The sequence below is a fragment of the Marinobacter sp. W-8 genome (genome assembly GCF_044342215.1).
GTDB lineage: Bacteria > Pseudomonadota > Gammaproteobacteria > Pseudomonadales > Oleiphilaceae > Marinobacter > Marinobacter nauticus.
This window is the reverse complement of the sequence record NZ_CP172297.1, coordinates 1,374,906-1,394,723: the sequence shown is the minus strand read 5'-3', so window position 1 is coordinate 1,394,723 and position 19,818 is coordinate 1,374,906. Positions and strand designations below refer to the sequence as shown.

The following is a 19,818-nucleotide window of genomic DNA, read 5'->3' as shown; positions in this document are numbered from 1 at the left end:
GCCTGCTCAGAAGCTATGTAAATCGTGTTTTTACACAGCCTCCAAAGGCCGCCGTTTTTGTCTGTGCCGAGGCCGCAGCTTAAACCAGCGGCTTCTCGGAGACGATGATGCCGTTGTTATCGGCATACACGTACTGCCCCGGCTTGAACGTCACACCGTGAAAAGTCACGGGGATATTCAGATCACCGATACCACGCTTTTCAGTCTTGCGCGGCACGGTACCCAGGGCCTGAACCCCCAGATTAGTCTGTCCAATCTCATCTACATCACGGATGCAGCCATAGATGATCAGGCCAGCCCAGCCGTTTTCCGCGGCTTTCTCGGCCAGCATATCCCCCAGCAGAGCATTGCGCCTGGACGCGCCACCGTCAACCACCATCACGCGGCCGTTACCGGGCAGCCCAACCTGCTCTTTAACCACTGAGTTGTCCTCAAAGCACTTCACGGTCACAATTTCGCCGCCGAACTGGCGCACGCCACCGTAATTATTGAAGCCAGGTTCGACCACCTGCACTTCCGGAAATTCGTCACACAGATCCGGAGTAATAATCTTGCTCACGTTGTCGCTCTCCTTTTCCCAAGTGTTGGTGATCAGTCGATCTTCTCGTCGGCCAGGAAGAACCAGGTATCGAGTACCGAATCCGGGTTCAGAGACACAGTATCAATGCCCTCATCCATCAGCCACTTGGCCAGATCCGGATGATCTGACGGGCCCTGACCACAGATGCCGATATACTTGCCAGTTTTCTTGCAGGCCTGGATAGCGTTGGACAACAGCGCCTTCACCGCATCGTTACGCTCATCGAACAGGTGGGCAATAATGCCGGAATCCCGGTCCAGACCGAGCGTCAGCTGAGTCAGATCGTTGGAGCCAATGGAGAAGCCATCAAAGTGCTCCAGGAACTGCTCCGCCAGAATGGCATTGGCTGGCAGTTCACACATCATGATGACCCGCAAGCCGTTCTCGCCGCGCTTCAAGCCGTTTTCCGCCAGCAGGTTCACCACCTGCTCTGCTTCACCGACAGTCCGTACGAACGGCACCATCACTTCAACGTTGGTCAGTCCCATTTCATTGCGGACCTTCTTCAGAGCCCGGCACTCAAGCTCGAAACAGTCGCGGAAGGTATCGGAGATATACCGGGACGCACCGCGGAAGCCCAGCATCGGGTTCTCTTCGTCCGGCTCGTACAGAGTGCCGCCAATCAGGTTGGCGTACTCATTGGATTTGAAGTCGGACAAACGCACAATCACCTTCTTGGGTGCGAACGCCGCTGCCAGGGTGGAAATACCCTCCACCAGCTTGTCCACGTAGAAATCCACCGGTGAGGCATAGCCGGAAATGCGCTTTTCCACGGTCTGTTTGATGTCACGGGGCAGACCGTCGAAGTTCAGCAGCGCTTTCGGGTGCACGCCGATCATGCGGTTAATGATGAACTCAAGGCGGGCCAGGCCCACACCTTCATTCGGCAGCGCCTGGAAGTCAAAGGCGCGGTCCGGGTTGCCCACGTTCATCATGATCTTGAACGGAATGTTGGGCATGGAGTCCACGGTATTCTCACGCAGCTCGAAGTCCAGGGCACCCTCGTAGATCATACCGGTGTCACCTTCGGCACAGGAGACGGTCACGTCCTGACCATCCTTGAGCACCTCGGTGGCATCGCCACAGCCCACCACCGCCGGAATGCCCAGCTCCCGGGCAATAATGGCCGCGTGACAGGTACGTCCGCCACGGTCGGTCACAATGGCGGAAGCCCGCTTCATCACCGGCTCCCAGTCCGGGTCGGTCATATCGGTAACCAGCACGTCACCGGCCTGTACCCGATCCATTTCGTTAATGCTGGTGATGATCTTCACCGGGCCACTGCCGATCTTGTGGCCGATACTGCGGCCTTCTACCAGCACTTTGCCGGTTTCTTTCAGCAGGTAACGCTCCATCACATTGGCAGCAGCACGGCTCTTGACCGTTTCCGGGCGGGCCTGAACGATGTAGATCTTGCCGTCATCACCGTCTTTGGCCCATTCAATGTCCATCGGGCGCTGGTAATGCTTTTCAATGATCATGGCCTGCTTGGCCAGTTCTTCCACTTCCGCATCGGTGATGGAGAAACGGTTTCGGTCTTCCTGCTCTACCTTCACGGTTTCAACAAACTTACCCTCGCCAGGCTCGGAATGGTAAACCATCTTGATGGCCTTGCTGCCCAGGTTACGGCGCAGTACCGACGGACGGCCGGCTTCCAGGGTCGGCTTGTGTACATAAAACTCGTCAGGGTTCACAGCGCCCTGCACCACGGTTTCACCGAGGCCGTATGAGGACGTAATAAACACGACATCGCGGAAACCGGACTCGGTATCCAGAGTGAACATAACACCGCTGGAAGCGGTTTCACTGCGAACCATCTTCTGGATACCGGCAGACAACGCTACCAGTTTGTGATCAAAACCATGGTGCACGCGATAGGAGATCGCCCGGTCATTGAACAGCGAGGCAAACACCTCTTTCACCGAGGTACGAACCTGCTCCAGGCCCACCACGTTCAGGAAGGTTTCCTGCTGGCCGGCGAAAGAGGCATCAGGAAGGTCCTCCGCGGTGGCGGAGGAACGCACCGCGACAGCCATCTGGTCATTACCGGCCTGAAGCTTGGCATAGGCTTCTTTCAAGGCGTTATCCAGAACTTCCGGAAACGCGGTGTCGATTACCCACTGGCGAATCTGGGAGCCAACCCGCGCCAGTTCGTTAACATCGTTAACGTCCAGGGCATCCAGGGTTTCATCAATGCGGTCTTTCAGGCCATCGGTGGCCAGGAATTCCCGGTAGGCGTGTGCAGTTGTTGCAAAACCGCCAGGAACGGTAACACCTGCATTGGCGAGATTACTGATCATTTCACCGAGGGAGGCATTCTTGCCTCCAACCCGGTCTACGTCGGACATTCCCAGGTGGTCAAACCAGATAATGTAATCTTCCAAAGCGTGTCTCCCTTGAGTCTGTGTAGCGCGGAGTCTCGAATCTGGCGTGTATGATACTGTAAGCTGCGGAAATTACCTAGGGAGGCAACCAAAGACTCCCGGGAACAAGTTCAAACCAGACCGGATACGACCATGAAAAGAACGGCGTTTTTTATCTCTGATGGCACTGGCCTTACGGCAGAAGCGCTCGGCCATGCCCTTTTGGCGCAGTTTGAGAAAATCGAGTTTGAGCGGGTTACCGTGCCCTATATCGACGACGAGGAAAAGGCCCGCGATCTTGTCAGCCGCATCAACAAAGCGTCGGAAATCGACGGTGAACGGCCGCTGGTGTTCGACACCATCGTTAATGGCAGTATCCGGGAAATCATCAGTCGGGCCGACGGCTTTATGGTGGATATCTTCGGCACCTTCCTGAATCCCCTGGAGCAAGAACTTAACTCATCTTCCTCCTACACCGTGGGCAAATCCCACTCCATCAATAACGCGGGCAGCTACGAGCGCCGGATCCACGCAGTCAACTTTGCGCTGGACAATGACGACGGTGCCCGCACCCGGCATTACGACGAGGCCGACCTGATTCTGATCGGAGCATCCCGCAGCGGTAAAACGCCCACTTGCCTGTACCTGGCCCTGCAGTATGGCATCAAGGCCGCCAACTATCCGATTACCGAAGAAGACCTGGACGACCAGAAGATGCCCGCAGCGCTCCGGCCCCATAAGGAAAAACTGTTTGGCCTGACCATCGAACCGGAACGCCTTGCCACCATTCGTAACGAGCGCCGGCCAAACTCCCGCTACTCGTCGTTGCAGCAATGCATGCATGAGATTGAGGAAATCGAATTAATGTACAAGCGGGAGCGGATTCCCTATCTGAATACTACGGCGTATTCCGTTGAGGAAATCTCGACCAGAATCATGGTGACAACGGGCCTGAAGCGGCACCGCTGAGGCAGGAAACCCGGCAGAGAGCCAATGGCCCTCTGCCAGTCAGATCAAAGTTCCTGAATGTCCATGCCAAGCCCTTCCACAACCGCACGGTTGTCGGGGCTTGTCACCACTGCCACATTGGCCTTTTCAGGCGCAAGCCAGGTCTTGGCCACGCGCTGAAGCTCGTCCAGAGTGACACCAAGAACCCGCTCACGGAAACGTGCTCGCTGCTCCGGCGTGCGCCCGAACAGCTTGTTGTGGTAAGCATGGCGAGCCGCTCCGGCTGGCGAGCGGGGCCGGTCGAGTTGGCCGATCACACCCAGAATGGCCTCTTCCAGAGCCTGATGCTCATGCGTTTCCCCGTGCAACCAGTTCAGCGCCGCATCGAAGTCGTCGAGGGTTTCCGCAAGGCGGGGATCCCGATAGGAGAAGAACCGGAAAACACCATTCACGCTGTCCTGGCCAGCACCGCCACCGTAGGCTCCACCTTTTTCGCGAATGGCCCGATGCAGGTAACCATTCCGGAGGAATCCACCCAGCACCGTCAGCGCAGCCGCATCCGGGTGATCCACCGCAACCGTTGGGTAGGCTTTGCCGCAGAAGTTAACCTGGGTAGAAGTCAGCCAGGCCTCCCGGGTGTTATAGCTGACCGGCTCCATGGACCAGTCGCCCTCACCCTCTGCAGACACTCCGCTCCAGCAGGAGCCCAATTCATCCAGCATGGGCGCCAACTGCTCGTCCTCACCAATCAGCAGGAACTGCCGGTTCTGGCTGCGAATACGGTTGTGCAGCGCGGCCAGCTTGCCACAGAAATCGGCCAGACCGGCTTCATTTTTAAGCTGCTGATCGAGTTCCTTCGTGCCGCGAATACCAGCCAGACCACCCAGACGGTACGACAACCAGGCACCGGAACTGACGCCCTGAGCCGCTGCGCCCATGGCCAGGGCATGCCCGCTGCCCGTCACCGCCTGCTCACGGCGAGCCCGGATCTGGGCAATGATCTCACGAACACGCTCTTTTTCGTCAAAACGGGCCCCGGTGTAGACATCCTTCAGCAGGCGGGTCAGCGCTTTGCTGTTGCGGCTCAGCGCCTTGCCACTGAAAATCAGATAGCCGGCCATGGCCTGAACATCATCAATCTGCCCCTTGGCAGTAAAAGAAGCGCCGATGCCGCCGGATTCCGCAGAAATACGATCCTGCATTTGCAGGTAATCCAGCTCTCCACACCCCACTTCGGAAATCAGAGTGGTGTAATAAGGCAACAGCAACAGTTCGTCTTTACTCAGAGCCGGCAGCGGTAGCACCACCTGCTGATACACCAGGCCATTAGTGCCACGGGAATAAACGGTCGCACCGGTTTCGGCATCGTACCGCCCCTCCGGCTCCGGCATCTGCAGCGGTACATCTTCCAGCCCCACTTTGGGCAGTATGGAATCGTCATCCTTGCGCATCTGGCGCTCTTCCAGTGCCTGGGCACGCTGCACAATATGGCTGATGTCATCGTCGGACAGCTCCGCCTTGCGCCGGGCGAGGGTTTCCTTGATGGCCTGCTGACGACGGCCTTCGAGTTTTTCATCCGGGCGCAGGGTCAGGGTTACCCGGTGCGGGTTCTCCAGCAACTTGCGCCGGATCAGCCCGGGCACATACTCGGGATCCTTGATTTTTTCCCTCAATGTGGCCAATACCGGCTCGAGATCCAGCAGTTCCACCGGATCACCACCATGAACCATGGGGGCAATCGCGCTCATGATCAGTTGCAAGCCGTAGGGGAACTGGTCTCCTGCAATCTCCCGCTGGTGCAGTTCCAGCTGATGCAGGATGGCCTCGAGGCGCTCCTGGCTGACACCGTCATCCACCACCTTCTGCAGCGTAGACTCAATCAGCTGTTCCAGATCCGCCCGGCGCTCCGGCTCGCTGCCCTCAATACCGCAAACGAAGGTCATTTCCCGGTTGGAATCCTCCAGCCCGCACATGGGAGACGGCGCATGGCCCAGGTCTGTGGTTTCCAGCGCCCGCATCAACGGCGATGCGCTGTTTTCCAGCAAGACGGCAGACAATAACTGGCCTTCAAGATTTTCCTGCAGGTCGAAGCTGTGGCCCAGCAACCACCCCATCACAATGTGGGTCTTGTTGTCGGTGCCCTCACCTTCATTTACCGCATAGCCCTGCTCTACCCGGACCGGCGCAAACATGCGCTTCTCGTCTTTCACCGGCAGTTCAATATCCAGTCGATCGAACCGTTTCAGAGCCAGTTCTTCAAACTTTTCATGGTGTTCCCGCGCCGGGATATTGCCGTAGGTCGCAAAAATCGCGTTGCTCGGGTGGTAGTGGTGGCGATAGAACTTCACCAGATCGTCATAACTCAGATCGACAATATGATCCGGCTCGCCGCCGCTGTTGTAGTGGTAGGTGGTGGTCGGGAACAGATGGCTGGTCAGGTTCTGCCAGAGCTGGGAGGTGGGTGCACTCATGGCCCCCTTCATCTCATTGTAGACCACACCCCGGTAGACCAGATCGCTGGATGGGTCATCCGGCTTGTCAAACTCCAGGCGATGACCTTCCTGGGCGAAATCCAGCGGGTCCAGCTTGGAGAAAAACACGGAATCCAGGTACACCGACAGCAGATTGTCGAAGTCCTTCCGGTTCATGCTGGCAAAAGGATAAGCGGTCCAGTCGCTGCTGGTGAACGCATTCATGAACGTGTTCAGGGACCGGCGAATCATCATGAAGAACGGATCACGCACCGGATAACGCTCACTGCCGCACAGGGCGGTATGCTCCAGGATGTGGGCGACACCGGTCGAATCCATCGGGAACGTTCGCAGGGCAACGAAGAAGACGTTCTCGTCGTTATCCGCCGCCAGGTGAAGATGGCGTGCACCGGTCTTTTTGTGGCGATACTCCTCAACCTCCAGGTTCAGGGTGCCGATCCGGTGACTGCGAAGTTTCTCAAAAGCCGGGTGGATTGCGTTGTCAGTCACTGCTGCCATTAAATAATCCTGTGTATAGAACAATTGGAGAATTACAGGGTAACACGTAGTATCGGATATCATGCACGGAACAGACTCAACAAGGTAGCCTGCCAATCCATGACAGACCGCAGCCCAGACAAATCCCATATCGACGCCCCGGAAGTTGCCGCCTGGTGGGCCGAAAGGCGCCAGTATCTGGAGCGAATCCGCAAAGTTCCCGAGATTCGACAGCGATTCTGGCGGGAAGTTGCCATCTACCTGTTACGGCGTGTGCTGTGGTCTTACGGCTTCTTCCCCATCTTCATTGCCTTCTGGCTACCCTTTGTGCTGGCCAGCTTCAACCCGGTGGTCATGGCCGGCGACCTGATCCCTTTACTTCAGGAGTTCGTCAACTCCAATCCGGAAGAACAGGCCACGACCATCAGCACCCTGATGATCGCCTGGCTGTCGATCGGCTCCTTTTTCCTGATTTTCGATTTTGTGCTGACCCCGTTCCGGTCACCCTATCAATATGAAGCCGATGTATACATGAAGTCCTGGGAGCAACTTAACCATGATCAGCTTCCGGACAAAGTGTGATACGACCGGCATTCTGATCAAGTTCAGACACTTTCTGTTACATAACGTTGCAGACAGTGGTTAAGATGAATCCATAACAAAGCATCCGGAACACTTGGATCACGAGGTTTTGTCATGGTCGATTTCAGGCCGCTGCTGTTCATCAATGCACTTGCGCTCATGCTTCTGGTTACCGCCGGATTCGCATCGGTTCGCAAAGATCTGGATACCACCGAGACCACAGCTCCGGCTCTGGCGCAAACCGTGGAGCATGCCACCGCGCCGGAAACCTCAGCCGCGACAGCACCCACAACCCGGATTGAAGCCGAAACACCGGCACCTGAGGCTGAAGAGCCACTGTTTGCTGATACCCGCGAGACACCATTGGCAGACACTCCGGAGACGCCGCAGCCCGTCGATAACGCGCTTCAGGCCACCGGCGAACAGACCGAAACAGCAGCAAACAGCGAACCGTTCACCGTTGAACCAATGCCCGAAAACCCGGAAATGCTGGCCATGGCCGAACCGGTTTCGGCTATGCGTTCCCAACGCGACGTGCCGGAGACAAAACCGGCGCCCGAGCCTCCGAAAACCGGCACCCTGGTGTTACGCTCCAACGTGGTGGGCGATCAGGTTACGATCAACGGTAAATCCTATGGCGCCACCCGCCTGGACCTGGAGCTGGACCCCGGCCGCTATGACATCACCATCGAAAAGCCAGGATACCAATCCTGGAGCAATTCAGTGGCACTGGAAGCCGGCGACGAACTCACGCTGGTCGGCAAACTGGAAGCCTTCACCACCGTAAGCTACAGGAATGGTGAATGGCGCGGCGGCGTCACCACTGGTGATGGCACCTGGGAAGATAGCACCGGCCTGCGTTATGAAGGCCACTTCGTGGACGCCGAGTTTGATGGTTCCGGTACCGCCTGGTACGCCGATGGAAGCCGCTACGAGGGCGACTGGAAACAGGGCGAACGGCACGGTGAGGGGCGCTGGCGCTCCGCAGACGGCACGACTTATACCGGCCAGTTCCAGAACGATCAGTTCCACGGCAAGGGCACGCTTACCCTGGCCAACGGCGACATATTGACCGGAAACTGGGAGCAGGGCCGCATGAATGGCCATGGTTCCCTGACCACTGCCGATGGCATGCTGTACGTTGGTGGCTTTCGGAATGATGAATTCCACGGCCAGGGCGCCCTCACCTACCCGGACGGACGCTCCTACGAGGGCGAATTCTCCAACGGCGAATTTCATGGCAAGGGCTCTGAAGTCTTTGCTGACGGAAAGAAATACGATGGCCAGTACATGGAAGGCAAGTTCCACGGCAAAGGCCTGCTGCGCAACCCTAACGGCAGCTCCATCGAGGCTACTTTCCGCCATGGCGAACCCTATGGACAGGTTCGCCTGACAACCGCGGCCGGCGAAGTGTTTACCGCCCGCACCACGGAACCCGGTGTCTGTTATCGGGAAAAGAGTTATCGGGCAACCCAGTGCCCGCAACTGGAAGGCTGGTAATCACCCGGTCGCAGCACCCACGCGTTTGCAGTAACAGGTTGAGGTAGTGACATGGCAATCAAAAATGCTCTGCTGGTGGACGACTCCAAAGTTGCCAGGTTTGCGCTAAGCAAACTGCTAGAGAGTCGGGACATGGAAGTGAACATGGCGGGATCAGCAGAAGAAGCGCTGGATTTCCTGAAGAGCCACGACCGGCCAGACGTAATCTTTATGGATCACCTGATGCCCGGCATGAATGGCGTGGAAGCCACCAAGGCCATCAAAAACAACCCGGAAACGGCCGGTATTCCGATCATCATGTGTACCTCCAAGAAATCCTCGTCCTTTATGGAAGAGGCGCGCAACTTTGGTGTGTACAACATCCTTACCAAGCCGCCTCACAACGAAGGTCTCAACCTGATGCTGGAGCAACTGGCCAGTGACGTCGAGCAGGGGAACGTGCCAGAAGCACCTGCTGAAATGAACGGCCATGACCTGCGCGAGTCAGATGAAGAACCCATGGACTTTCCGGAGGATGCCTCTGTGCAACTGTCGCCAAAAGCTGAAAGCAGCCTGAACGGTCACAGCGCCCCGAATGTGGTGCCTCTGACCAGCGACCTGATTGAGCAGATTGCCCGCTCGGCGGTCAAGACTCATATCAACAACCGGCTGCATGAACTGCTCAGCTCTCTTTTCGACGAGCAGTTCGATCACCTCAAGCGTGCGCTGGATGAAACCCGCAGCAAGCAGGAAGCCACTATCGAGGAGCGCCTGGAGTCACTCAGCAAGATGCTGGATGAACGCACCCGCAACCTGCGCGACGAAGTGGCTGCCGAAGTGAACCTGAACCTGGGTCGCGAACTTACCTCCCTGAAAAAAGAGCTGTCCAAAAACGCCGGGTTCACCTCGGAGCACATGGCAGAGCTGAAGGATCACATTACCAGCGTACAAACCATCGATACCGAGTTCTGGCAAACCCTGCAGTCGGAAGCCATTCAGCAGGCCCACGAGATTTCCCGGGAGACCGCCGAGGACATTGCCCAGCGCACCATCGATCTGTACGTGTCTCAGCAACGCTCGGCCAACTCGCGCATCTATACCGTTGGCCTGGCCATCAGTCTGGGTATTTTCAGCGTAGGAATCGCCTGGTTATCCGGCCTGTTCGGCTAATTGCCCACGGACCTGCCGCCAGTCCTGAGGGGTGTCAACGTCCTGTTGCACCCCGGCTATGTCAACCGGGCAGGCTCCGGCCCGGTTCAGAACCGCCCCAGCCCCCGCATCGCCTTCCAGCGATAACAGATCCTCCCAGAGCACTTTTGGAATCCAGGCTGGCACACCTACCCGCTTGCCATAACTGGCTGCCCAGGGCACATCAGGCTGCCGCCGGGCATTTGCGGACAATCGCCTGAGCCCTCCCCTATCCAGCAAGGGCTGGTCTGCCAACACCACAAACACGCCCAAAGCAGTGGGAGAAAGCGACTGCAGGCCGGCAATCAACGACGTCGACAAGCCCTCACGCCAACGCTCGTTAACTACCCAGCGCGCCGGTTGCCGATCGCAGCGAAAACGCACCAGAGGGTAACCTGCGCCAGCCACCACCCACGTCTGCGCCGATAGCTGCCGCGCCTGACCAATGGCGTGCCCCAGCAATGAACCGCCATCAGGCAGTTTCAAGACCTGTTTGTAGCGCCCCATTCGTCTCGCTTGGCCAGCTGCCAGCACTAATGCCGGAAACTGCGGATCCTTGCTGCTATGATTCGCGTTTATGATGCGCCCCCTGAAACTGCTGAATGCAGCGATTTTTGCTAGAATTCCGCCATCATGCAACCTGACCACACCGGACCCTCCATGAACCATCTCTTTGTCGACAACCTCACTGTGATTGATTTCGCCTATCTGGATCCCGCTCGAGGACTGGTTGGCGAAAGCTGGATTGCCGATGTGGTGCTGGGAGGAGAACTGGACGACCAGGGCATGGTCTTTGACTTCAGCAACGTCAAGCGCACCATTAAACGGGTGATTGACGAACGGGTAGACCACCGGTTGGTGATTCCCCGGGGCTACGAAGGCCTGCAATGGAACGAGGACGCGCCCAACACCTTCCGATGGGCACTCACTGGCGGCGGCCACATCGAGCATAGCTCACCGGACGAAGCCGTTGTCTGGCTGTCCTCAGACCGGGTCGTGCCCTCTGCCGTGGCAGCCCTGTTGGAGAAAGAGCTGAAAGCCGTCCTGCCCGGCAATGTTATCTCCGTCGACATCAATCTGCGCGAAGAAGTCATCGAAGGCGCTTACTACCACTATGTTCACGGCCTGAAAAAGCACCTGGGCAACTGCCAGCGCATTGCCCATGGGCATCGCTCCCCGATACGCATTGACCGCAACGGACACCGGGCCTATGACCTGGAAGAACGCTGGGCGAAGCTCTGGCAGGATATCTATGTGGGCACGGAAGAAGACGTGGCTCGCCGGTTCGTGGGCGAGGATGGCATTGGCTATATCACCTTCGAGTATGAAGCCAACCAGGGAGAGTTTGCCCTGACACTGCCTGAGCACCGGGTATACATGCTGGAAACGGACACAACCGTAGAGCTGATTGCCGCCCACATTGCGGACAAACTGAAAGCGGAGTTCTCCGGAGAGGAAATCCGGGTAAAAGCCTACGAGGGAGTGGGCAAAGGCGCTATCGCCATACGAGCCTGAACCGGCCATCCGGGATTGGCGCCCTAAACGGCGCGAATCCCGCCGACCATTCGTTCAGACACAAAAAAACCGCCCGAAGGCGGTTTTTTTGATGGCTATCCGGTGGACTAAACCGTCAAGCCTAATTGGCGTCCCCTAGGGGGTTCGAACCCCTGTTGCCGCCGTGAAAGGGCGGAGTCCTAGGCCACTAGACGAAGGGGACTAGAAATTGGTGGAGCCAAGCGGGATCGAACCGCTGACCTCAACACTGCCAGTGTTGCGCTCTCCCAGCTGAGCTATGGCCCCTCAACGGATGCGTATATTAAGGATCCGCCCTTGGGGCGTCAACACCCGATTCCGCTTTTTTTAAAGTTTTTTGAACATCCCTGTTCGCATCGTTCAATTAACCAACAAACCGCTCATCAAACACCCAGAGCGGCGTATTCCTTCTCCACTTTCTTGGTTTCTTTCTTGGAAAAGCCCCCCATAACCTCAAGGGCATGACGCAAACGGGAGCGGGTCATGTCCGGGCCAAGCAACGCCATGGAGTCCATCACCGACCAGGAGTTGGGCGTCCCGGCAATGGCCACAAAGATCGAGAACATGAAATCGCCCATCTTCAGGTCCATGGCTTTCGCCAGCGCCTTGATGTCGGCAAAGATAGTGTCCTTGCTCCAGTGGCGCTGAGCTTCCAGTTTCCAAAGGGCAAACTGCAGCACGCGCTTGATCTGGCCTTCATCCAGTTTGTTATGGGCAAAGTCCTCCGGTTTCAGGTTCAGCATGCCGCTGAACATGAACTGGGCCATAGGGGCAACGTCAGAGAACACCTCTGCCCTGCCCTTGATGTGCGGCACCAGCGCTTGCAGGTCGTCACGGTTGAACCACCACTGGTGCATGCGCTCCATGAATTGCTCGTCGCTCAGCTCATCGCGAATCCACTGGCCGTTCAGCCAGCGCAGCTTCTCCACATCAAACACCGGGCCACCGAGGGACACACGCTGGATATCGAAGCTCTCAATCATCTCATCCAGAGTGAATTTCTCACGCTCGTCCGGCATGGACCAGCCCATACGGCCCAGGTAGTTGGTTACAGCTTCCGGCAAGAAGCCCATGCGCTCGTAGAAGTTGATGCTGGTGGGGTTCTTGCGCTTGGACAGTTTGCTCTTGTCCGGGTTGCGCAGCAGCGGCAGGTGACACAGCTCCGGCATGTCCCAGCCGAAGTACTGGTACAGCAGCTTGTGCTTGGGCGCGGAATTGATCCATTCCTCACCTCTCAGCACGTGGGTAATGCCCATCAAATGGTCATCAACCACGTTGGCCAGGTGATAGGTGGGCATACCATCAGACTTCAACAGAATCTGGCAGTCCACCTGGGCCCAGTCGATCTCGATGGTACCCCGGAGCATATCCTGAATTTCACACACGCCTTCATCGGGCACTTTCATACGGATAACGTACGGATCACCCGCATCCAGACGGCGCTTCACCTCGTCTTCCGGCAACTCCAGATCGCCCTTGATGCCAGGATTCAGGCCCTGAGCCTTACGCTCTTCACGGATGGCATCCAGCTCTTCCGGTGTACGGAAGCAATAGAAAGCATGGCCGGCGGTGACCAGGTCTTCGGCATACTGACCGTACATGTGCTTGCGCTCAGACTGGCGATACGGGCCGTGGGGGCCGCCAACGTCGGGACCTTCGTCCCAGTTCAGGCCCAGCCACCGCAACGCAGTCAGAATATCCTGCTCGGATTCAGCGGTACTGCGGGCCTGGTCGGTGTCTTCGATGCGCAGAATGAACTGGCCACCGTGCTGGCGAGCAAAGCAAAGGTTAAACAGGGCCACGTAGGCGGTACCAACGTGTGGATCGCCGGTGGGCGACGGGGCAATTCGGGTGCGTACTGTCATGAAACCATCCTGAAAATAAGTGGCCGATTTATAAAGGGCGCATTATAGCGACCATCCTGCGGTTTCGCATGGGCGGCTTTTGCATCCGCGACAAATATTGTTATATTATAACGTTTCACGCATATGCAGGATTCGATACACCATGCCGCAGAAAATCACCCGCCTGGCCATTGCACTCTCAGCCCTGGCTATCGCAACACCCGCCGCCGCGACCAATGTGGTTGCGTCCATTAAACCCGTTGAGCTTCTGGTCAAAGCCGTCGCGGGTGACAGCGTAGAGGTTTCAACGCTGGTACCACCCGGTTCCAGCCCCCACAACTACAGCATGAAGCCCTCTCAACGGCGTGCCCTGGAACAGGCGGATGTCATCTTCTGGGTGGGCCCGGATATGGAAACCTTCCTCAACCGTCTGCTCGGTGGCAAGGAGTTCGCCGGGCGGGCGGTGGCTTTCCTGGAGAACGAAGGTGGTGAATCTGAGCACGACGAGCATCATGATGAGCATGACCACCATGGGCATGATCACGAATCCGAAGCCCATCACCACGATCACGGCGACGGCGAAGACCCGCACATCTGGGTAGACCCGTTGCTGGCGGTGGACATGGCGAAAGATATCCGGGATGCACTGGCCGAACTTGAGGGCGCAAACCCCGAGCAGCTGAATGCCAACCTGGAGCGTTTTCAAACCGAACTGCTCAACAAAGAGCAGAGTATTCGTGCGAGCTTTGCAGGCCTGGATAACGTCAGCCTGTTCGCGTATCACGATGCCTTTACTCGCTACGCCGAGCACTATGGGCTAACGCTGGAAGGCGTTCTGACCCTGAACCCGGAACTTTCCCCTGGCGCCCGACACATCGCCGATGTTCAGGCCAAGCTCGAAGCTGCCAATCACCCGTGCCTGCTGACCGAGCCCCAATTCAACCGCCAGTGGTGGCGTTCCATTACCGAAGGACTGAACGTCACCTTCAGCACCTGGGACCCGCTGGCAACCGACATTGAATCGACACCGGCAGGCTACATCGAGTTTCAGCAATCTGTGGCCGATGCGGTTCTCAAGTGCTTACCAGAGCAGGCTCAGTAGCACCGGAATAGAGACCATCGCCAACAGGGTTTGCCCGCTGATGATCCCTGCCATCAGCGGCGCATCCCCACCAAGCTGGCGCGCCAGAATGTAGGCCGACGTGGCAGTAGGCAAGGCTGCCAGCAGCACCGCCACCTGCACCAGCAGCCCTTCCAGCCCGAGCATCCAGGCCAGGCCCGCCGTCATCAGGGGAAACGCCACCAGTTTCAGGGCCGACGACACAATAAATGGAACCGAACCGCCACGCAGGGCACTGAGCTGCAAGCCAGCCCCCACGCACATCAGCCCCATCGGCAGCGCCAGATTGCTCAACGGCTCCAGTATGCCCGCCAGCAAGGGATGAAACCCTACCTGAAAATAGCTCCAGAGCACGCCAATGACCGAACCGACGATCAACGGGTTGGTGACAATCGCCCGAATCACCGCCGCCAGATTGATTTGCTCTCGCCCTGCTACCAGAGCGAACATCAGAATACACAGCAGGTTCAACAACGGCACCATAAAGGCTACGGCGATAGCCGTGAGCGAGAGCCCATCATCCCCCAGGAGCATGCCACCCGCGGCCAGGCCCACGTAGGAATTGAAACGAATCGCACCCTGGTATACCGATGAAAACACCGGCCCGGACCAGCCCCAGAGCCACTGTGCAGCCACCAGCACCAGCGTCATAGCCAGCAGCATGGCGACAATCAGCATCGCCGTATCACCGTAGGCGGAAGGAGGCAGCCGGGCCTGCCCAAGCTTGAACACCAGCATGGCAGGAAACAGCACGTAATAGGTGAAGCGCTCCGCACGGGGCCAGAAATCACCTCCGGGAAAGTCCACGCGGCGCAAGCCATGGCCCAGCATGATCAGCACGAAGACAGGAATCAAAGCCTGAACCACCATTGGCATCACCACCTCCCGACAACCAGACACCAGCCCGTTCACAGGTGCAAGACACTAGCACAGATCTTCGGCAAGTTCGCAGTTGCCATTTCCCTCACCCGGGGGTAGATTCAGAGTTTCTTCAACTCTAAAGGCGAAGTGCAATTCCCGTGAACACTCTGCGTTCAGGCAATTACACGATTTCTCTGGCACTGCGGTCCTCCTTCGGGAACACCGGCAGGGCTGCCATCCGCCTCTGATTTCGCTGAATCCTCCTCTTCCCCATCCGGATTCAGCGCCTAACCAACAATCGATTGTTTACCTGGAGATTCCTATGGCTGAATTGCCACCTATCACTGTTTCAGAAGAAGATTACAACCGCCTCAGCACCTTGCTTGAGCGGGTCGCCGGCCAGTCTGACGTGGCCGACGGGCTGGAAGACGAACTCAGCCGTGCCGACATGAAACCGCTGGCCGACATGCCGGAGGGCGTGGTGACCATGAACTCCCGAGTGCGTTTTCTGAACGAAGACACCGGCGAGGAGCACGAAGTGGCGTTGGTATACCCCCATGAGGTAGGCGACGCCGATCACAAAGTCTCGATACTGGCACCGGCCGGTGCCGCCATGCTGGGGCTGAGCATTGGCAGCAGCATCGAATGGCCCATGAAAGGCCGCAAGCCCATCCACCTGAAAGTGATCGGTGTTACCCGAAACCCATAAGTACTTTCCTTTACAAATATCAGGACTTGATATTTCTCCAAAGGCAGAACGGCCTCCGGTGGTAGCATTTCATCAATGCTAACCGACAGACCAGGAGGCCGTATGGCAGAGCAGCACCACGAAGACTGGGACCCCAGATCAGCCGAGGTTCAGACGGACCAGATCCGCGCCTACGATGCCATGCGCAAGGAATGCCCGGTAGCCTGGAGTGATTACCAGCAGTGGACGTTGTTTCGCCATGCCGATGTCATGCGGGCACTGGAGGATCATCACACCTTCAGTAACGCCGTCTCCGCGCACCTGTCCGTACCGAATGGCATGGACCCGCCCGAACACACCCCTTACCGCAAGGCCATCGAACCCTATTTTGCCCCCGAGCCCATGGCACGCTTTGAACCGGTATGCCGGGATGTTGCCCGGGCGCTGGTGCAATCCCTGAACAAAAACAAGCCGCTGGATGTGGTCAACACTCTAAGCCGCCCCTTTGCACTACAGATTCAGTGCGCGTTTATGGGCTGGCCGGATAGCCTGCATCAACCGCTAGCCGAGTGGGTGATGAAAAATCACCGGGCAACCCTCGCCCGCGACCGTGCCGCCATGGCCGACGTTGCTAAAGAGTTTGACGGGTACATCCGCGACCTTCTGAACTCACGGCGCCGGACCCAGGAGCCCGCACCAGATGATGTCACCACCCAATTAATGCGTGAGCAAATCGATGGCCAACCCATGACCGACGAAGAGCTGGTCAGCCTCCTGCGCAACTGGACAGTCGGCGAACTCGCGACCATTTCTGCGAGCATCTCGATACTGACCAACTATCTGGCCCACCACCACGAGTTGCTGAACAACCTTAAGGCCGCGCCAGAGCAGCTCCCCGAAGCCATTGACGAAATCCTGCGCATGGACGCCCCACTCATTTCCAACCGCCGTGTGACCACCCGAGAGGTCGAGATAGGTGGCAGAACCATTCCCGCCGGCGAGAAAATCACCCTTCTCTGGGCATCTGCCAACCGGGACGAAGATACTTTCGGCAACCCGGACCAGTTCTGCCCGCACCAGAACGCCGCGAAGAACCTGCTCTACGGCGCTGGCATTCATATCTGCCCGGGCGCACCGCTGGCGCGAATGGAACTGAGAGTTTTCATGGAAGAGTTGTTGAAGCAGATCGACACTATCGAACCAGTGGCAGGCGAACCGCCTGAGCGGGCGATGTTCCCTACGGGCGGATTCAACGCTCTGCCGCTGGTATTCCGGTAAATGCCACACTGAAAAACAGAAAAGCCGCAGCGGAGTAACTCCGGTGCGGCTTTAAAGTACGCTGGGATCAGTCTTCGATAAACACCAGGCTTTCATCGGAGCCCGCGGCTTCCAGGCGCCCCAGAGGCTGCAGATCCAGCCCATGCTCTCGGGCGATGGCTTCAAAGGCTTCCCTGCTGTTTTCAGCTACGCTGACCATCAAGCCACCGCTTGTTTGCGGGTCGCAGAACAGCAGCTTGTCGGCGTCTGTCATGCCGGAAACAGCCTTACCGAACGCCGCAGCGTTGCGGTGGGTGCCGCCCGGAATGCAGTCGGCATCAATGTACGGCTGCAGGTTTGGCAGCACCGGCACGGCCTTGCGGCTAACCGTGGCCTTCAGCCCGCTACCCCGGCAGATTTCCAACAGATGCCCGGCAAGACCAAAACCAGTGACATCAGTCATGGCATTGACACCATCCACCTCGGCAAACGCTTCGCCAACCTTATTGAGGGTTGCCATGCTCTCCACCGCCACGGCCAGGTCTTCAGGAGTAACCTTACCTTTCTTGGAAGCACTGGTGAGAATGCCAACGCCCAGTGGCTTGGTGAGATACAGCAAATCGCCCGCCTGAGCAGTGTCGTTGCGGATAATACGGTCAACAGCTACCTGGCCAGTCACCGCCAGCCCGAAAATCGGCTCCGGTGAGTCGATGCTGTGGCCACCAGCCAGGGCAATACCCGCCTCGGCACACACTGCGCGCCCACCATCGATCACCTTGGCGGCAATTTCCGGTTCCAGCTCATTGACCGGCCAGCCCAGAATCGCGATGGCCATCACCGGCTTTCCGCCCATGGCATAGACATCGCTGATGGCGTTGGTGGCAGCAATGCGGCCGAAATCGAACGGGTCGTCCACCACCGGCATAAAGAAATCGGTGGTACTGATAATGCCAAGGCCGTTACCCACATCGGCAACCGCAGCATCGTCTCGGCTGCTGTTGCCCACCAGCAGTCGCGGATCATGAAATTCGGGAGCGTCAGTGTGAAGGATGCGGTCCAGAACGTCCGGAGCAATCTTGCAGCCACATCCGGCACCGTGGCTGAACTGGGTCAATTTGATGGACAAAGCGTCTTCCTTCTTTCGGTTGAGCAAGTCGGTTATCGTCAGGATACGCAACAGTCTACAATGCAGCTCACTCTCCGGCCACCAAATGCGTAGGAACCACCATGACCACCCCGAACAACCAAGGCCCCGCGACTCGCATCATCCACAATCGCCGCCATAAGGATGCCTTCGGCAGCCCCTACTCGCCGGTTTACAACACCACCACCTACCGGTTTGAGAATACGGCAGCCCTACTGGATGTGATTGAGGGGCGAAGCGACGGTAACCTGTACACTCGCTGGGGCACCAACCCGAGCATTCAGGAACTGGAGCAGGGACTGGCCGGGCTGGAAAACGCAGAAGTAGCCCTGGGGTTTGCCTCCGGTATGGCGGCAATTTCGGCCACTCTTCTGGCCCATGGCCGTAACGGAATTGTGTGCGTGGGCGATCTGTATGGCGGCACCCAGGAACTGCTGAAGAATCACTGCCAGGCGCTGGGGATTCCAGTGACTTTCCTGTTCCGTGAAGAGCAGAACCAACTGGCGGAAACACTGAACGAACCGGGCAAGCTGGTCTATTTCGAAACCCCGGCCAACCCGAACATGGCGATCCTGGACATTCGCGCCATCGCTGAAACGGCCCATCAGTGCGGCGCGCTGGTGGCGGTGGACAATACGTTCGCCAGCCCCATCAACCAGAAACCGCTGGAACTGGGCGCAGACCTCGTCTTGCACAGCGCCACAAAATACCTGGGTGGCCACAGCGACCTGACCGCCGGTGCCCTGATGACCTCTGCAAGCCTGGCAAAACCCGTGGTCGCCTGGCGCAAGAACCTGGGCCAGCTGATTGCCCCGGAAACCGCCGCCCTGCTCTCCCGCAGCTTGCGCACGCTGCCATTACGAGTGCGCCAACACAACGAGAACGCCATGGCAATCGCTCAAGCGATGGAACAACATCCGAGAATCACCAAAGTACACTACCCGGGCCTGCCTTCCTTCGAAGGCTACGACCTGGCCAAACAGCAGATGACCGGCTTCGGCGGCATGCTCAGTATTGAAGTGGACGGTGGCCAGCAGGCAGCCGAAAAAGTGGCGGACTCCCTGAAAGTCTTCCTGCTCGCCACCAGCCTGGGCGGCGTAGAAAGCCTGGTGAGCCAACCGAGCGCCACCAGCCATCACGGCCTGAGCCGGGAAGAGCGCCTCAAACGGGGCATTGGCGATGGCATGCTGCGTCTGTCAGTCGGGCTCGAGGATGCAGCCGATCTGGATACAGGACCTGAATGATGCCCTTACACAAGGGTG

At 57.8% G+C, this 19,818-nt stretch carries 16 protein-coding genes and 2 tRNA genes; 9 read left to right on the top strand and 9 right to left on the bottom strand.

Annotated elements, in window-relative coordinates; all coding sequences use genetic code 11:
• Positions 1 to 79: 79 nt before the first annotated feature.
• Positions 80 to 559 (bottom strand): ribonuclease E activity regulator RraA, encoded by a 480-nt coding sequence (gene rraA / locus ACF8YQ_RS06370; RefSeq protein WP_014421121.1) that lies wholly within the window; start codon positions 557 to 559, stop codon positions 80 to 82.
• Positions 560 to 591: 32 nt separating this feature from the next.
• A complete protein-coding gene (gene ppsA, locus ACF8YQ_RS06365) occupies positions 592 to 2,964 on the bottom strand; it encodes a phosphoenolpyruvate synthase (RefSeq protein ID WP_226597767.1) in 2,373 nt (790 codons plus the stop codon).
• A gap of 132 nt (positions 2,965 to 3,096) precedes the next feature.
• On the opposite strand from ppsA, the gene ACF8YQ_RS06360 reads away from it, so the two are divergent.
• Positions 3,097 to 3,912, top strand: a complete 816-nt coding sequence (locus ACF8YQ_RS06360; RefSeq protein WP_036148851.1) for a pyruvate, water dikinase regulatory protein — start codon at positions 3,097 to 3,099, stop codon at positions 3,910 to 3,912.
• Positions 3,913 to 3,956: 44 nt separating this feature from the next.
• On the opposite strand, the gene ACF8YQ_RS06355 is transcribed toward ACF8YQ_RS06360, so the two are convergent.
• Positions 3,957 to 6,881, bottom strand: a complete 2,925-nt coding sequence (locus ACF8YQ_RS06355; protein ID WP_396622917.1) for an insulinase family protein — start codon at positions 6,879 to 6,881, stop codon at positions 3,957 to 3,959.
• 99 nt (positions 6,882 to 6,980) lie between these two features.
• Between ACF8YQ_RS06355 and ACF8YQ_RS06350 the strand changes: the two genes are divergently transcribed.
• The 3 genes from ACF8YQ_RS06350 (at position 6,981) to ACF8YQ_RS06340 (ending at position 10,091) form a co-directional block, all read left to right on the top strand.
• Positions 6,981 to 7,442: a hypothetical protein gene (locus tag ACF8YQ_RS06350; protein ID WP_011785361.1), complete on the top strand. Its 462-nt coding sequence runs from the start codon at positions 6,981 to 6,983 to the stop codon at positions 7,440 to 7,442.
• A 114-nt stretch (positions 7,443 to 7,556) separates the two neighbouring features.
• Positions 7,557 to 8,942 (top strand): PEGA domain-containing protein, encoded by a 1,386-nt coding sequence (locus tag ACF8YQ_RS06345; protein ID WP_396622916.1) that lies wholly within the window; start codon positions 7,557 to 7,559, stop codon positions 8,940 to 8,942.
• 51 nt (positions 8,943 to 8,993) lie between these two features.
• A complete protein-coding gene (locus ACF8YQ_RS06340) occupies positions 8,994 to 10,091 on the top strand; it encodes a response regulator (RefSeq protein WP_396622915.1) in 1,098 nt (365 codons plus the stop codon).
• Here the strand turns inward: ACF8YQ_RS06340 and ACF8YQ_RS06335 are convergent.
• Entirely contained in the window at positions 10,071 to 10,778 is a 708-nt protein-coding gene (locus tag ACF8YQ_RS06335) for an NTP transferase domain-containing protein (RefSeq protein ID WP_396622914.1), read from the bottom strand. The two genes, ACF8YQ_RS06340 and ACF8YQ_RS06335, sit on opposite strands and share 21 nt — an antisense overlap.
• Here ACF8YQ_RS06335 and ACF8YQ_RS06330 point away from each other — a divergent pair.
• Positions 10,770 to 11,624 carry a 6-carboxytetrahydropterin synthase gene (locus ACF8YQ_RS06330; protein ID WP_396622913.1) on the top strand — a complete coding sequence of 285 codons (855 nt, stop codon included), beginning with the start codon at positions 10,770 to 10,772 and terminating at the stop codon, positions 11,622 to 11,624. The two genes, ACF8YQ_RS06335 and ACF8YQ_RS06330, sit on opposite strands and share 9 nt — an antisense overlap.
• Positions 11,625 to 11,750: 126 nt before the next feature.
• Here the strand turns inward: ACF8YQ_RS06330 and ACF8YQ_RS06325 are convergent.
• The 3 genes from ACF8YQ_RS06325 to gltX form a co-directional block, all read right to left on the bottom strand.
• A tRNA-Glu gene (locus ACF8YQ_RS06325) sits at positions 11,751 to 11,826 on the bottom strand.
• Positions 11,827 to 11,833: 7 nt separating this feature from the next.
• Positions 11,834 to 11,909: transfer RNA gene (locus ACF8YQ_RS06320), tRNA-Ala, on the bottom strand.
• 116 nt (positions 11,910 to 12,025) lie between these two features.
• A complete protein-coding gene (gltX, locus tag ACF8YQ_RS06315) occupies positions 12,026 to 13,507 on the bottom strand; it encodes a glutamate--tRNA ligase (RefSeq protein ID WP_396622912.1) in 1,482 nt (493 codons plus the stop codon).
• Between the two features lie 142 nt (positions 13,508 to 13,649).
• Between gltX and ACF8YQ_RS06310 the strand changes: the two genes are divergently transcribed.
• On the top strand, positions 13,650 to 14,588 hold the full coding sequence (locus tag ACF8YQ_RS06310) for a zinc ABC transporter substrate-binding protein (protein ID WP_396622911.1): 939 nt from the start codon (positions 13,650 to 13,652) through the stop codon (positions 14,586 to 14,588).
• Here the strand turns inward: ACF8YQ_RS06310 and ACF8YQ_RS06305 are convergent.
• The gene (locus tag ACF8YQ_RS06305; RefSeq protein ID WP_396622910.1) at positions 14,568 to 15,482 is read right to left on the bottom strand and encodes an AEC family transporter; all 915 of its coding nucleotides are present in this window, start codon (positions 15,480 to 15,482) and stop codon (positions 14,568 to 14,570) included. The genes ACF8YQ_RS06310 and ACF8YQ_RS06305 overlap by 21 nt on opposite strands.
• A 307-nt stretch (positions 15,483 to 15,789) precedes the next feature.
• Here ACF8YQ_RS06305 and rnk point away from each other — a divergent pair, with 307 nt between their 5' ends.
• A complete protein-coding gene (gene rnk, locus ACF8YQ_RS06300) occupies positions 15,790 to 16,176 on the top strand; it encodes a nucleoside diphosphate kinase regulator (protein WP_224848978.1) in 387 nt (128 codons plus the stop codon).
• Positions 16,177 to 16,278: 102 nt separating this feature from the next.
• Positions 16,279 to 17,433 carry a cytochrome P450 gene (locus ACF8YQ_RS06295; protein ID WP_396622909.1) on the top strand — a complete coding sequence of 385 codons (1,155 nt, stop codon included), beginning with the start codon at positions 16,279 to 16,281 and terminating at the stop codon, positions 17,431 to 17,433.
• Between the two features lie 67 nt (positions 17,434 to 17,500).
• Here ACF8YQ_RS06295 and selD read toward each other — a convergent pair whose 3' ends face one another.
• Positions 17,501 to 18,538, bottom strand: a complete 1,038-nt coding sequence (selD, locus tag ACF8YQ_RS06290) for a selenide, water dikinase SelD (protein WP_224848984.1) — start codon at positions 18,536 to 18,538, stop codon at positions 17,501 to 17,503.
• Positions 18,539 to 18,639: 101 nt separating this feature from the next.
• Between selD and ACF8YQ_RS06285 the strand changes: the two genes are divergently transcribed.
• Positions 18,640 to 19,800, top strand: coding sequence for a trans-sulfuration enzyme family protein (locus tag ACF8YQ_RS06285; protein WP_396622908.1), 1,161 nt, complete (start codon positions 18,640 to 18,642; stop codon positions 19,798 to 19,800).
• Positions 19,801 to 19,818: the final 18 nt, after the last annotated feature.